Source organism: Roseibium algicola (assembly GCF_001999245.1).
GTDB classification, from domain to species: Bacteria; Pseudomonadota; Alphaproteobacteria; order Rhizobiales; family Stappiaceae; genus Roseibium; species Roseibium algicola.
In genome coordinates this window covers 5,138,667-5,152,719 of sequence record NZ_CP019630.1, presented here as the reverse complement: position 1 = coordinate 5,152,719, position 14,053 = coordinate 5,138,667, and the positions used below count along the sequence as shown (strand labels likewise).

Below are 14,053 nucleotides of genomic sequence, written 5' to 3'. Positions count from 1 at the left end.
TGCGAACAATGATGACAAATCCGACCGGTGCCGTTTCGACCAGGGATCGCAGCCCTCTCCGCCGGAAACTGCTTGCGCTGGTCAGCGTGCTCGCCCTTCTTCCCGCTACCGCACTTGCCGAAACGAGCACCGAACCGGAAACACTTGGCACACCGTCCGATCTGCCGTTCACGCTGTCCGGCAGCTACCTTTCCGGCCGCCTCGCCGGTTTCCAGAAAGACTACGCTCAGGCAGCGGCGTTTTACGAAGAAACCCTGGCCGCCGACCCGAGCAATACGATGCTGCTCGAACGCACCTTCCTCCTGAAGTTGGCCAACGGCGATGTCGAACAGGCCGTTGTCTACTCCAAGGAGCTGGAAAGCGCCGGTCTGCAGAATTTCCTCGCACAGCTGACGCTCGGTGCGCAGGAGATGCTGGACGGCCGCTATGAAAAGGCCAACGAAGAACTTGAGCGGGGCCGGAACGGCCCGCTCGCGCAGCTTTCCATTGGCATCTCCCGCGCCTGGACGCTTTATGGCAGCGGCAAGATCGACGAAGCCGTCGCGATGATTGACGGACTTGAGGGACCGGACTGGTTCGAAGTGTTCAAGTCCACCCACAAGGCACATCTTCTGTTTGCCGCCGGGCGTAACCAGGAAGCACTGGAAGCCGCCGAAAGCGCCTATGCCATCGACCAGGGTGCCCTGCGCGTCGTGGACGCCTACACCCGCCTTCTGGCCGCCAACGGACGCCAGAAGGAAGCACTTGATGCGCTCGATCAATACGATGCGCAATTCCGCGGTCACCCCAAGCTTGACCAGACCCGCGAGGCTATCAGCAGCGGTGAGATCATTCCGCCGCTCGTTACTGATCCGGCAGCCGGCATGGCGGAAATCCTCTATGGCCTTGGTGCCGTAATCGGCCGCGATGGCGGTGAAGAGCTTTCCACCTCCTATCTGCAGCTTGCGCTCTACCTCGATCCGAAGGCCGAATTTGCAGCCATTGCTCTCGGCAGTGTCTTTGAGCGGATGGAGCAGCCGGAACGGGCCATCGAAGCCCTGATGATGGTGCCCGATGACAGCGTGCTGAAGCGCGAAGCCGAAATCCAGGTTGGCATGAACTACAATGCCCTGGAGATGGTGGATGAAGCCCGCAGCCATCTGGAAGAGCTGATCAAACAGGATCCCTCGGATCTTGAAGCCGTGATCGCACTTGGCAACATCCTGCGTGCACACGAAATCTACGAGGACGCCGAGGCAACCTATACCAAGGGCATCGACACCATTTCCGAACTGCAAAGTCAGCATTGGCTGATGCTTTATTTCCGCGGTATCGCCCGGGAAAGACTGGGAAAATGGGAACTTGCCGAAGCCGACTTCCGCAAGGCGCTTGAACTCAACGAGGATCAGCCACTCGTGCTCAACTATCTCGGCTATTCCCTGGTCGACCAGGGTCTGAAGCTGGATGAAGCCCTGGGCATGATCAAGAAAGCCGTCGAACTGCGGCCAACAGACGGATACATCGTCGACAGCCTTGGCTGGGTTTATTTCCGTCTTGGTCGCTACGAAGAAGCGGTGAAGGAACTCGAGCGGGCTATCGAGCTTCGCCCGGCGGATCCGGTCATCAACGATCACCTGGGCGATGCCTACTGGATGGTCGGTCGTCGCAACGAGGCAAGGTTCCAGTGGAACCACGCCCGCGACCTGGGTCCGGACGCAGAGGAATTGCCGAAAATTCTGGAAAAGATTGCCGAAGGCCTGAAGGAGGTTCCGGGAACGGATGCCGCCAAAGCCGAGACCGGCAAAAACGGCGGCTAACCGGACACACCCATGGCCCTCGCCTCAAAGTCTTCCCCCCGGGTGGAGCTGGCCCGGGCCAAGGTGAATCTGGCACTGCATATTACAGGTCGGCAGCCGGACGGCTATCATCTGCTGGATTCGCTCGTGGTCTTCCCCCAGATCGGCGACAGACTGGCGATAGAAGCTGCCGGTGAGCTCGACCTGCAAGTCGAAGGCCCGTTTGCGCGAGACCTGACGGGCCCGGTCGAAGACAACCTTATCCTGAAGGCCGTGCGCAGCTTCGCCAAAAAGGCCGGTATTGATGTTCCACAGGTTCGTCTGACACTGACCAAACGCCTGCCTGTCGCTTCCGGCATCGGCGGCGGCTCCAGCGATGCCGCTACCACCTTGCGCCTCCTGGAGGACTTCACCGGCACCTATCTTGCCGAGGAGGATCTGCACGCGCTGGCGCTAACGCTTGGGGCGGATGTACCGGTTTGCCTGTTTCCGGAACCCCAGATCATGCGCGGCATCGGCGGCGACCTAAGTGCCGGTCCGGACCTTCCGCCTTGCGGTATCGTGCTTGTAAACCCGAGGGTCGGCGTATCCACTCCTGAAGTCTTCAAATCCATGGAACAGCGGGACAACGCTCCCATGGATCTCATGCCGGAAAAGTTTGAAACGCTGGCCTCGCTGGTCGCCTATCTGGCAAGCTGCCGCAACGATCTGCAGGACCCGGCCAAGGGTCTGTGTCCTGAAATCGGTCAGGTTCTTTCCGAGCTGGAAGCCGATACCCGCATTGACCTTGCAAGAATGTCCGGCTCCGGTGCGACCTGCTTCGGCCTGTGTGAGTTGAATGCCGCCATGGACGTCGAACGTGCATTGCGCAACAGCCATCCCGACTGGTGGATTGCCTCCGGGCCGCTCTCCTGACAAAACGCAGGGTTGGCTTTTAGAAAACAAAGAAAAAGCCGCCATTTCTTAAATGGCGACTTTACAATTTCTTCAGAAAAACAAAGACTTGTAAGCGTTAGCTCACACGCGAGATGCAGAAGGCAACTGCATCGCCCAAGGCATCGCTGTGCGCACCCGACGGCAACGTGTCCAGTGCAGCAAGAGCCTTGTTGCCGTAGTCCTTCGCCCGCTCGACCGTTTCAGACAAGGCGTCGTATTTCTTCAAAAGCTCGATGGCCTGTTCCAGATCACCATCCTGGATTTCCTCGCCTTCCAGGCAACGTCTCCAGAAGTCGCGATCTGCATCAGTGCCACGGGCAACGGCCAACACCACCGGCAGTGTGATCTTGCCTTCTCGGAAATCGTCGCCGACATCCTTGCCGAGATCTGCGGAAGAGCCACCATAGTCGAGCGCGTCGTCAACTAGCTGGAACGCATAGCCGAGTTCCATGCCGTAGGTCCGTGCGGCCCGCTTCATTTCCACTGACTGCCCGGCAATCACGGGGCCGACTTCGGCAGCAGCGGCAAACAGAGCGGCGGTCTTGGCCTCGATCACCCGCAGATAGTCTGCTTCGGTCGTGGCGATGTTCTTTGCAGCGCCAAGCTGCAGCACTTCGCCTTCGGCAATGACTGCGGATGCCGTGGAGAGGATGCGCAGCGCTTCCAGCGAACCGACATCGACCATCATCTTGAAGGCCTGTCCGAGCAGATAGTCGCCGACAAGAACACTTGCCTGGTTTCCCCAGAGCTTGCGCGCTGCAAGCTTGCCCCGACGCATGTCGCTTTCGTCCACGACATCGTCATGCAACAGCGTGGCGGTATGCATGAACTCCACGCTGGCCGCCAGCGTGACATGACCATCGCCCTGGTAGCCGAACATCTCGGCACAGGCCAGCGTCAGCATCGGCCGGAGCCGCTTGCCGCCTGAGGAAATCAGGTGCTTGGCGATTTCCGGGATCAATTCAACATTCGATCCTGCCTTCGACAGGATCAGATCGTTGACCTCGCCCATGCCGCCGGACACCAGATCAACGAGCGACTGAATGCTCGGACGGCGCGGCTGATCGTCTGTATAAGTTGCAACAACGGCCACTAATGGCACTCCCTGAATATTTGTGCGGACAATATGTTGCGAACGCCTTCGGGGCAAGCCGCCAATCCATTGACAAACTGTTGAAATGCCGCAATCAGCTGGTTTTGCTGTAAACGGGTCGGATGAGGCTTTCTGTTCGACCGCAGGACATGGACCGCTAACGCCGGGAATCTAATGGAAGAACTAGTCAGAACAAACGATCCCGTCCTGATTTCCTTTCTGGAATCGATTCTTGAAGATGCCGGCATCAAACATTTTGTCGCAGACGGCAATATGAGCATTCTGGAAGGTTCGCTGGCCATGATCCCGCGCCGCATACTTGTCGATTCAGACCAGATCCAGATGGCGCGCAAGCTGGTGCGAGACGCCGGTCTGGAACATGAACTGCGCCCGGAAAGCGGCCGGGCCTGACATGACTTCGCCGACGGACAGCACCGAATGCACATCACAGGAAACGACCCATGACGCTTTTCTGGGCGGCAAGGTCTATGTGCATCAGCCCAAGCGTGGCCGGCACAGGGCGGGCCTTGACGCGGTCTATCTGGCGGCGGCCCTGCCGGATGGTACCCGGGGACATGTCATCGACCTTGGCGCGGGTGTCGGAACCGCCGGGTTTTGCGCCGCGGCGCGCTTGCCGGATATTCGGGTAACGCTGGTTGATATAGACGAGACCGTGCTCGCCCTCGCCCGTCGCGGCCTTGAAGACCCCGCCAATGGCGCGTTTTCCAGCCGTGTCTCCCTTCTGGAGGCTGATATTACGGCCAAGGGAAGTGCGCGCCACGCAGCCGGTCTTACCCCCGCAATGGCGGACCATGCCATCATGAACCCGCCCTACTATGAGGCGGACCGCTTCCGGGCATCGCCCAACAGTGCTCGTGCCGGCGCGCATATGCTCGATGACCGGGGACTGGAGCCATGGGCGAAAACAGCAACGGATATTGTCAAGGAAGGCGGCAGCCTGACCGTCATCTTTCGGGCAGACGGTCTGCAGGAACTGTTGAGCGTTCTCAAGGGCCGGTTCGGCGCAATCGAAGTCATTCCGCTTCGTCCGAGACAGGAAGCGGCAGCAACACGTGTTCTGCTGCGCGCCATTCGCGCCAGCAAGGCCCCCTTGCGGCTGATGCCGGGGTTCGTACTGCATGAGGGGGACGGATCCGAATTCACCCCTCAGTCAAAAGCCGTCATGCGTGATGGCAAAGGACTCGGCCTCAGCGCGCGCTGATTCCTGTCCCGTTCATCTCAGTGCACCACGATTTCTCCGTCCGCATAGCGGAAATCAACCGGCGAGATCAGGGTCTGGTGCGCAACGCGAACGGAATGGATGCGACCTTCTATCTCCCGTTCCCAGAACACGAGAAACCTGGTCAGTTCGGGAAATTTCGGCGCCAGGTCTTCCGTTTGCCACAGGAAACTCTGCAGCAACTTCGGATGATCAGGCAGACGGTAGAGGATTTCCGCCGTCATCAGTCCATAGCCGAGAAGGCGTTTTTCAAAGTCAGAGCTGGTTTTCATGCCAATCCTTTCTTCTGTGCAAAGAAAGATTGTCACGGAAATCTGGTTAACCAAACCCGACTTTTGGATATTTGCTGTTTAAAAACAGCAATTTAGCAGCACTCGACAGGCACTGCTAACAACAGCAGCCATGTGCTGCAAAAAGCATCATTTCACTTGGATGGTGGTCAGATACCCCAGAAAGGCGTCGATGTCATCCGGCTCCAGCGCAAATTCCGGCATGTTGTCATGTGCCGTCACGATGCCTTCCGCCAATGGTTCTTCCAGGCTTTCCAGCGGATACCGGCTGGAAAGATCACGAAAGGCGGGCGCACCGGCCTGTGCACTCTGGTCGTCCCTGCCGACTGCATGGCAGGTAGCACAATGGATTTCCGCCAGCTCCCGGCCGGTCGCAACGCTCACCGGATCCGTCGGATAAGCTCCGTCAGAAGCCAGAGCAGGCGATGCTGCAAACAGGATGACGGCGACACCAAAAAACGGTTTGCTGCGCGACACTCTACTTCCCTCCCTTGAATCAGTTTCGCTTTTATAGAAGGTTCGAAAACAGAAACCCATTAGGGGGAACACGGTGGCCACGAAAAATGTGCCTTCAACACCAATGTTCTCGACGCCAGTATCTCTATATAACCGGGATCACCACCCGTTCACCGGAGGAAACATGAACCAGCTGCCGGCTTCCATTGACGACACTCTCGCCCTGATGGATCAGGCGGGCTACGTGGCCGACCGGTCGCTTGCCACCGTTCTGCATCTGGCCCTGAAGATGAAACGCCCCCTGTTTCTGGAAGGCGAAGCCGGTGTCGGCAAGACGGAAATTGCCAAGGTCCTGTCGTCGACCCTCGGAAGAGACCTGATCCGCCTGCAATGCTATGAAGGCCTCGACGTCGCCTCCGCTGTCTATGAGTGGAACTACCCCGCTCAGATGGTCGAAATCCGTGTCGCGGAAGCAGCCGGCGACACTGACCACTCCGAGCTTTCCAAATCGATTTTCGACGAACGCTTCCTGATCAAGCGCCCTGTGCTGCAGGCGCTCGAACCTTCGCTGGCAGGCGCGCCGGTGTTTTTGATCGATGAACTCGACCGGGCGGATGAAGCGTTCGAAGCCTTTCTTCTGGAAGTTCTGGCCGATAACCAGGTGACGATTCCCGAGCTCGGCACCGTGAAGGCAGCAGAGCCGCCCATCGTCATCATCACGACCAACCGCACGCGTGAAATTCACGATGCCCTGAAGCGCCGCTGTCTCTACCACTGGGTCGACTATCCCGATGCCGAGCGCGAGCTGGAGATTGTCCGCCGCAAGGTTCCCGGTGCCGCCCAGCGCCTTGCAAGCGAAGTGGTTGCCTTCGTGCAGAAGCTGCGTGCCGACGAGGATCTTTTCAAGCAACCCGGTGTCGCCGAAACCCTGGACTGGGCGACAGCTCTTTCCGAACTCAACGAAATGGCGCTCGATCCGGACATGGCATCCGACACGCTAGGCGTTCTGTTGAAATACCAGGACGACATCGAACGCGTCCGCGGCTCCAAAGTGCGCCAGATGATCGACGACATCCGCAAGGACGCTCCGCACCAGCAATCCATGCCGGCGGTTTGAACAGGTGACAAGACCACAAGGGGCCCATCGCACTCATCCGGGAGGCTGCAATGACACCCTCTCCTGAGTTGCGATCGCGGATCACGGACAACATCGTCTATTTCGCGCGAACGCTGCGCAAGGCGGGCGTTCCCGTCGGCCCCGCCTCCGTGGTGGATGCGGTTGCGGCCGTGGAAGTCTCCGGCATCGAAAGCCGTGAGGACCTCTACTGGACACTGCATGCGGTCTTCGTGCGAAAACGTGAACAGAAGGTGCTGTTCGACGAGGCCTTCCGGATCTACTGGCAAAGCCGTGGATTGATCGAGAAGATGCTGGCGATTCTGTCGCCGGTCGCCCCGCCCAGAGGTGAGCCTGAAAAACCGAAGGCCGGCCAGACACGGGTCTCGCAGGCGTTTCAGGCAGCGCAAGAGCGGGTCGCAGAGGAAACCGTTCCCCAGATCGAAATCGATGCAAAGTTCACCGTCTCCGGCAAGGAATTGCTGCAGACCAAGGACTTCGCGCAGATGACGTCGGATGAAATTACCGAAGCCAAGCTGGCGCTCAGGGCCATGACAATGCCTTTGGACAAGATCAGGCTTCGTCGCCTCAAGCCGGCGTCCAGAGGAAAAGTCGATCCACGCCGAACCTTGCGCGCCTCCATGCGGGCCGGTGGTGACATAATTGACCTGAAGTTCCGCAAACCGGCGGAAAAAACGGCCACCGCTCGTCGCCCTTTGCGATATCTCAGGAAGCATGAGCCAGTACTCCAGGCTTCTGCTGCATTTCTTGCATGGTCTGACCGTGGAACGGCGGGATGTACACACATTCCTGTTTGGCACGCGTTTGACGAACGTCACGAGACAATTGCGCATGAAGGATCCGGACGAGGCCCTGGAAGCTTGCTCGTCAGGTGTCGAGGACTGGTCGGGAGGCACCCGCATCGCCTCTGCACTGCATGATTTCAACCGGCATTGGTCTCGCCGTGTGCTGTCGGGACAGCCGACCGTACTGCTGATCACCGACGGCTTGGAGCGCGATACGGACGAGGATCTTGAGCGGGAAATAGACCGGCTGCACCGCTCTTGCCGTCGACTAATCTGGCTTAATCCGCTGCTGCGCTTCGAAGGCTTCGAAGCAAAGGCAAAGGGTATCCGCGCCATGCTGCCGAATGTGGACGAATTCAGAGCGGTTCATTCACTCGACGCGGTTGCCGATCTTGTCTCTGCGTTGTCGGGTTCAGGCGGTCGCGACAGCAGTGCCAATCCGAAGCGTTGGTTGAAACCGTAACGTTGGTAGCCTATTGCGCAGACGTGTCCAATTGACACTCAAAAGTCTGGAAGACGGCGCCTGACTGGCCTGGTTTCATGCAGGCTGGAAGCAGGTGATTTTCTGCTTCAAAATGACGGCATGAACAAAGAGACCCTGCCAGCTTCGTGTTGGGGCACTAGAAGTTGACAGGGTCATTTGAGAGGTCGTTTGCAGGCCTCGGACCCACCGTATATTCAATTTCATGAAACTAAATGCGACATGCTGCCTCTGCGGCAGGGTGTGCGCTGCCGCATGAACTTGACCTCGAAAACGCGATTAAACTGCGCTACACTTTTGTGGTGTGAAACAGACGTTACCTCTTGAATTTGCTGCCGCGTTATGACCAGGAACAACAATCAGGATCTCGACAAAACAGTCTACCATCAAGTGATTGGCTGTTCGCTTCTGCTCGTCATCCTGTTTGGTCTGGGACACAACGTCTATCTTTCTTCCGGCGATCCCTTTTCCGGCCCAAAGCCGTCTACTCATCCAATCACGGCACTTGGTTTTCTCATTCTGGCCGGAGCTATCTTCTTTCGCCTGCAATGGGCGCGCTCGGTCTGGCTCAGGGGTACCCTGTGCTGCCTGATGATCCTGTTCTCGGGCCTTCGTATTGCCGAGGCTCTGTTTCCGGATCAGATCACGCTATTTGCCGACAGCTGGCTGTCCCATTCCCTGGAATCGATCAATATGTACGGCCGGTTCTCGATTGAAACGGCTCTCTTCCTGTTTTGCTGCTTCAGTTTCGAGCTGTCCCAGGAACGGCATACTGTCGTCAGGCTGCTCCTGGTATCTGTCTGCCTGGCCGTATTGTCCTTCGGCTTTGCGGAAACAGTCTATGCGTTCTTTCTGTGGGGGAACGAACTGTCGATGATCACGCAATTCGGCATGTGGCTGGTGTCGGTAGACCTCCTGGTCCAGATGCGCAATCAGGCTCCTTTCCAGAGCGTGATGCAACCAGGCAGGTCAAATTTCTACCGCCAGTTCACCGCGCTTGCTCTTTACCTGCTGCCCATGATCATCGGCACGGTCGTGCTTCATAAAATGCAGATTTCCCCCTCCGAGCAGGCGCCGTTCGAACTGTTCTTCGCGGGAACAAGCTGCCTGCTGCTGGGTGTCGTCCTGATGCTGGGAACCTATCTGGACCGAAAGAAACCCCCGGAAAATGCCTGGTCGGCACCGTCATCCGGACGCAATGGCAAGCGAGACAGGTAAGACTGATCTCCTCGCCAGTTACCGGCTAGCCAGTGAATGCACCTGGCTCGCTCACGGCAATGCCACCACAAGCGTGCGAACCGTTACCCTTTGAAACAGGTCCTCGATGTCGTGGTTGGCCATCCGGATGCAGCCATACGAAACCGCGCGCCCGATGGAGCCCGGCCGGTTGGTGCCGTGAATGGCGTAGTTTCCGTTGGACAGCGTCATGGCGGCAACGCCCATCGGGTTGTTGGGCGCGCCACCGCGAATGACCGTCGGCAAATGCGGAAAGTCTCGACGGACTTCGTCCGACGGAGCCCAGTCGGGCTTCACGTATTTAGCCGTTATGAATGCCTGTCCGGTCCAGGATTTTTGCCGTTTGCCGACTGCAACCCTGTAGCGGATCGCCCTGTTGGCGCCGAGCACCAGATAAAGCCGTTTTTCGGAATTCTTTATCACGATAGTTCCGGCGCGAAAGCGGGCATCGGAAAAGCCCACCACTTCGGCGGCATTGGCAGACTTTGGCGGAACACTGATTGCAACAAGCATCATCAAAGGAATGAAAACGCGGAACAAGGAGACCAGACGCATTACAAACTCCATGCAGTTGCGCCGAGATTACCTTGCCCCTTCCCTTGAAAGAACCGGGACAGGCCTATTTTCTTACCAAAAGGTTAATCAGCACTCCAACGTGAAGAGACAATACGGCCAGCCAACTGGTATCTGAGGGTGAGCGAATACCGGTCGAACAATCGCATCTTTGCCTGTGACGGGCGTCACCGCGTCTGACGGAGCCTCATGAGATAGTGCGTCCATGGCTCGAAGAGAGAGCCTGAGTTTAAAACTTGCGGAACATGGCCGCACCAGTTGCATCGTTGATCTTGTTCAAGGACCTGTCGAATGACCCAAACATCTGCCACGACACGCGGCTTCAAACGCCCCTTTCGAAAAACCGTCGCAACCTTCGCCTGTCTTGTCGCACTCGCCGCGGCACCTTTGCCTTCATTCGCCGGATCCCTGACTGGCACCTACCTGCTGTCACCGGCTCAACTGGCGACCGGCTTTTCTGTCCGGGTCCTCGGACGCGGCCCTGTCACGGGTGAATTCAAGACCGTATCCGGCAAGATGACACTGGACCAAAACCGCCCGGAGAAGAGCCAGGTGGTCGTGAAGGTCGACCTGAGAAGTGTTCACACGAACAACGACAAGGTTACAGGTTTTCTGAAGAGTTCGGCCATGTTTGATGTCGCCAACCACCCGGTGGCCACATTCCAGAGCACCCGGGTTCATATTACCGGCCAGAACACGGCGGAAGTCGAGGGTGTCTTGAACCTTCGCGGAAAACAGAAACGCACCAAGCTTTCGGTGAAGATTACCGACAGCAAGGCCAACGGTCAGGTCGGGTTCGAAGTGTCAGGCGGGTTTTTCCGCAGCCTCTACGGCATGGATGCCGGTTTGCCGATCTACGCCGACAAGGTCAATCTCGAGATCAGAGGCACCGGAAAACGAAGCTGACTTACACCATTTGCCTTGTATTCCTGAGAAGCACGCGTGCCTGCAAAGGCCGCGTGCTCTTGTATTATGGGGCAGATCTAGCGGGCTTCTGGCACACCATTGCGCCACTCATAGACAATGTAGTCCGGCAGATTGCTGTCACCGTTGCCGTCGAAGGTTACATCTCCGAGCACCGTGTCGAAGGTTCCGTCCTGAAGAGCAGTCGCCACGCCTTGCAACGCCGTACCACCAGCGACCTCGACAGCCTGTGCCCAGGCCTGAATTGCGGCATAGGTCGTCAATGTGAAGCGATCCGCGGAACCTCCCGCCTCTTCCAGATCAGCAACCAGTTCCTGCGCTTCGGGGCGATCCCGAGGGATCTCCGGATAGGTCAGCAAGGTTCCATTCCCCGCCTCACCTGTTACGGACCAAAAATCTTCCGTCATCAGTGCATCACCGGCCACCAGCACCGCGCTCAACCGCTGACGGTCCATCTCCAGCTTTATCAGCCCCGCTTCCGGGTGATAACCGCCCAGATAAACAACATCGACAGCCTGAAGCTTCAGTTGTGACACGAGGCTGCGGAAATCGTCACCGCCTGCGTCAAACCCCAGCGCCATGCTCTCGCTGGTTCCCAGCTCGTTCACGACCGCCTTGACCGCGTCGGCAAGACCTTTGCCGTAGGCTGTCTTGTCATGCAGAATTGCAATTCGTTTGTCACCGAATTCATTCACCAGCAACCTGCCGGCCACGTCCGCCTGCCGGTCATCCCTCGGGGCGAGACGAAAGATGCCTTCGCCTTGCCGCTCATCGGTGAATTTCGGCAAGGTTGTTGCCGGTGACATTTGAACGATCCTCGCTCCGGCATAGACTTCAGCGGCGGCAATAGAGCTGCTGAAACAAAGATGGCCAGCAACAAAGACAACGTCTCTGCCGATCAACTGGTTGGCCACGGCCACAGCCTGGTCCGCATCACAGCCATCGTCGACGGTTTCCAGCACCAGTGTCTCGCCGTTGACCCCGCCGGCCGCATTGAGATCGGCAACCGCCTTTTCCGCGCCAATACGCATTTCTTCACCGAAAGCAGCAAACTGCCCTTTCATCGGCCCGGCAACAGCGATCCGGATGTCGGCGACAGCAGGTGTCGCAACGGCGCTGTAAGCCAGGAGGCCAGCACTGGCCAGAAACTGCTGAAAGGTCATTCGTCTCCCCAAGATCCGGTGATCGCCCCCTACCCCTAGCGCGGCCCTGTCCGCAGCTCAATCCGCACTTGTGGCTTAAGTGGCAAATGCGGAACACCTGCCCCATATGAATTCATGAGCTTTTCGGCCCAAGACTTCGGTTGGATGGGTTTACGAGACCTTCCGACGCGCGTTCATAAGGTGTTGACCTTGAAATATCAGAAAAACCCGTCTGCCTCGTGTCGAGCACAGCATGGTCTAGGCATCCTTTCCGTGGCCGCCTAAACTCCCGTCCGCGTCCGACAGACGATTGATTCCCGCTGAGCCGCCCAGGAGCCGACTTGATGTCCCCAACCTCTTCAGAATCCGAAGACCAGGACAGGCTTCCTCTGGAGACCGCCATTTTCCGGGAAGCCATGAGCCGGATTGCTGCAGCCGTCCACGTGGTGACAACTGACGGCCCCGGCGGCCGCATGGGTGCAACCGTTTCGGCTGCCTGTTCGGTCAGCGACGAGCCCGCCAGCATTCTGATCTGCCTGAACAGGAAAACACGCATCCATGGCGCAGTTCTCGAAAACCGCTGCTTCTGTCTCAACACGCTCAGCGACGATCACGAGGAAATTTCCGACACCTTTGCCGGGCGAGACAAGCTGGACATGCCGCAACGGTTCGAGAAAGGCGACTGGACAAGTCTGGCCACTGGCTGCCCCGCCCTCGACAGCGCGCGTCTCAGCGTCGATTGCGAAGTCTATTCAGTCACCGAAATGGGGACGCATTCGATCATCGTCGGCACCGTGACCGACCTTCGGATGACCGATCCCGGCAAATCCCTTCTCTATGTCCGCCGCGGCTACAAAAGCCTCGACACCTGACACGCAGCCGATCACACTCCTTATCGTCCACCTTCAATCGAGGACCGTCTGCCCATGGCCGGTTTACGCAACCTGATCACCGATGTCCCGGGCCTCAAGGTCGGCAATGCTTCCGATCTTGAACTGAAATCCGGGGCGACCGTGCTCGTACCGGACGAACCCGCGGTCACCTCGGTGGCCATTCACGGCGGTGCACCTGGCACCCGTGAAATCGCGCTCTTGGAGCCGGAGCAGACCGTCGAGAAGATCGACGCCATCGCGCTGGCCGGTGGATCCGCCTTCGGTCTGGATGCCGGTGCAGGTGTCCAGGGACGCCTTGCCGAACTGGGTTACGGGTTCCAGGTCGGCCCGGTCCGCGTTCCGATCGTACCCACCGCCATCCTGTTCGACCTCCTGAACGGCGGCGACAAGAGCTGGGGACAGGCAGCGCCTTACCGGGATCTCGGCCGGTCTGCACTTGATGCAATCGGCCATGATTTTTCCCTTGGTTCCATCGGTGCCGGCACCGGAGCCACCACCGCAAATCTGAAAGGCGGCCTCGGGTCTGCCTCCCATGTACTGGAAAACGGCATCACGGTCGGCGCCATTGTCGCGGTGAACGCGCTTGGGCGAGCAACCGTGGGGGACAGCGCGCACTTCTGGGCGGCGCCGTTTGAAATCGGCGATGAGTTCGGTGGCCTGGGAATGGCGCATCCGCTGCCGCCGGACAGCATCACGGTCCGCACGAAACTTGACGGCCTCAAGGCCGGTGCCAACACCACGATCGCAGCTGTTGCGACCGATGCCATCCTGACCAAGGGCGAAGCGAAACGCCTCGCGGTCATGGCGCATGACGGGCTCGCGCGGGCTCTCTGGCCCGCCCACACACCGCTTGATGGCGATCTCGTCTTCGCCCTCTCCACGGGCCAACGCCGAATGGAAAACGGACTGGAAGACATGGTTCAGCTCGGTGCGGCAGCCGCTTCTTGCCTGGCACGTGCCATCGCCCGCGGCGTCTATAATGCAGCCCCGGCAGCCGACGATCCGGTCCCAACGTGGCGAGAGCGGTTCGGAAGCTAGTCACCAGATCCGACGCGCGCCGACCTGCGTAAACTGGGCAGATTTTCCTGAAGGAG

At 58.6% G+C, this 14,053-nt stretch carries 14 protein-coding genes and 1 pseudogene; 10 read left to right on the top strand and 5 right to left on the bottom strand.

Annotated features, from left to right (window positions below; genetic code table 11):
- Positions 1 to 8: 8 nt before the first annotated feature.
- Together B0E33_RS23885 and B0E33_RS23880 are read left to right on the top strand one after the other, a co-directional pair.
- Positions 9 to 1,796, top strand: coding sequence for a tetratricopeptide repeat protein (locus B0E33_RS23885; RefSeq protein WP_077292633.1), 1,788 nt, complete (start codon positions 9 to 11; stop codon positions 1,794 to 1,796).
- A gap of 12 nt (positions 1,797 to 1,808) precedes the next feature.
- Positions 1,809 to 2,690 carry a 4-(cytidine 5'-diphospho)-2-C-methyl-D-erythritol kinase gene (locus B0E33_RS23880; protein WP_077292632.1) on the top strand — a complete coding sequence of 294 codons (882 nt, stop codon included), beginning with the start codon at positions 1,809 to 1,811 and terminating at the stop codon, positions 2,688 to 2,690.
- A gap of 97 nt (positions 2,691 to 2,787) precedes the next feature.
- Here B0E33_RS23880 and B0E33_RS23875 read toward each other — a convergent pair whose 3' ends face one another.
- A complete protein-coding gene (locus B0E33_RS23875; protein ID WP_023001041.1) occupies positions 2,788 to 3,804 on the bottom strand; it encodes a polyprenyl synthetase family protein in 1,017 nt (338 codons plus the stop codon).
- A gap of 174 nt (positions 3,805 to 3,978) precedes the next feature.
- On the opposite strand from B0E33_RS23875, the gene B0E33_RS23870 reads away from it, so the two are divergent.
- A complete protein-coding gene (locus tag B0E33_RS23870; protein WP_055654874.1) occupies positions 3,979 to 4,215 on the top strand; it encodes a putative signal transducing protein in 237 nt (78 codons plus the stop codon).
- Position 4,216: 1 nt separating this feature from the next.
- The gene (locus B0E33_RS23865) at positions 4,217 to 5,026 is read left to right on the top strand and encodes a tRNA1(Val) (adenine(37)-N6)-methyltransferase (protein ID WP_077292631.1); all 810 of its coding nucleotides are present in this window, start codon (positions 4,217 to 4,219) and stop codon (positions 5,024 to 5,026) included.
- 17 nt (positions 5,027 to 5,043) lie between these two features.
- Here the strand turns inward: B0E33_RS23865 and B0E33_RS23860 are convergent, their stop codons facing one another.
- Both B0E33_RS23860 and B0E33_RS23855 read right to left on the bottom strand, forming a co-directional pair.
- Complete coding sequence (locus tag B0E33_RS23860; protein ID WP_031269297.1) at positions 5,044 to 5,316, bottom strand: usg protein; 273 nt, start codon at positions 5,314 to 5,316, stop codon at positions 5,044 to 5,046.
- A gap of 147 nt (positions 5,317 to 5,463) precedes the next feature.
- Positions 5,464 to 5,811, bottom strand: coding sequence for a c-type cytochrome (locus tag B0E33_RS23855; protein ID WP_075282432.1), 348 nt, complete (start codon positions 5,809 to 5,811; stop codon positions 5,464 to 5,466).
- A 163-nt stretch (positions 5,812 to 5,974) separates the two neighbouring features.
- Here B0E33_RS23855 and B0E33_RS23850 point away from each other — a divergent pair, with 163 nt between their 5' ends.
- The 3 genes and pseudogenes from B0E33_RS23850 to B0E33_RS23840 all read left to right on the top strand — a co-directional run bounded on the left by B0E33_RS23850 (position 5,975) and on the right by B0E33_RS23840 (position 9,409).
- Positions 5,975 to 6,907, top strand: coding sequence for an AAA family ATPase (locus B0E33_RS23850; protein WP_023001036.1), 933 nt, complete (start codon positions 5,975 to 5,977; stop codon positions 6,905 to 6,907).
- Positions 6,908 to 6,957: 50 nt separating this feature from the next.
- A pseudogene (locus tag B0E33_RS23845) lies at positions 6,958 to 8,173 on the top strand (vWA domain-containing protein).
- A 360-nt stretch (positions 8,174 to 8,533) separates the two neighbouring features.
- Positions 8,534 to 9,409: a hypothetical protein gene (locus tag B0E33_RS23840; protein WP_077292630.1), complete on the top strand. Its 876-nt coding sequence runs from the start codon at positions 8,534 to 8,536 to the stop codon at positions 9,407 to 9,409.
- Positions 9,410 to 9,460: 51 nt separating this feature from the next.
- On the opposite strand, the gene B0E33_RS23835 is transcribed toward B0E33_RS23840, so the two are convergent.
- Positions 9,461 to 9,940, bottom strand: a complete 480-nt coding sequence (locus B0E33_RS23835) for a L,D-transpeptidase (protein ID WP_167579676.1) — start codon at positions 9,938 to 9,940, stop codon at positions 9,461 to 9,463.
- A gap of 351 nt (positions 9,941 to 10,291) precedes the next feature.
- Between B0E33_RS23835 and B0E33_RS23830 the strand changes: the two genes are divergently transcribed.
- Positions 10,292 to 10,906: a YceI family protein gene (locus B0E33_RS23830; protein ID WP_023001032.1), complete on the top strand. Its 615-nt coding sequence runs from the start codon at positions 10,292 to 10,294 to the stop codon at positions 10,904 to 10,906.
- 77 nt (positions 10,907 to 10,983) lie between these two features.
- On the opposite strand, the gene B0E33_RS23825 is transcribed toward B0E33_RS23830, so the two are convergent.
- Complete coding sequence (locus tag B0E33_RS23825; protein ID WP_077292629.1) at positions 10,984 to 12,087, bottom strand: branched-chain amino acid ABC transporter substrate-binding protein; 1,104 nt, start codon at positions 12,085 to 12,087, stop codon at positions 10,984 to 10,986.
- 323 nt (positions 12,088 to 12,410) lie between these two features.
- Between B0E33_RS23825 and B0E33_RS23820 the strand changes: the two genes are divergently transcribed.
- Positions 12,411 to 12,938 (top strand): flavin reductase, encoded by a 528-nt coding sequence (locus B0E33_RS23820; RefSeq protein ID WP_023001030.1) that lies wholly within the window; start codon positions 12,411 to 12,413, stop codon positions 12,936 to 12,938.
- Positions 12,939 to 12,992: 54 nt separating this feature from the next.
- Positions 12,993 to 13,997, top strand: coding sequence for a P1 family peptidase (locus tag B0E33_RS23815; protein WP_077292628.1), 1,005 nt, complete (start codon positions 12,993 to 12,995; stop codon positions 13,995 to 13,997).
- Positions 13,998 to 14,053: the final 56 nt, after the last annotated feature.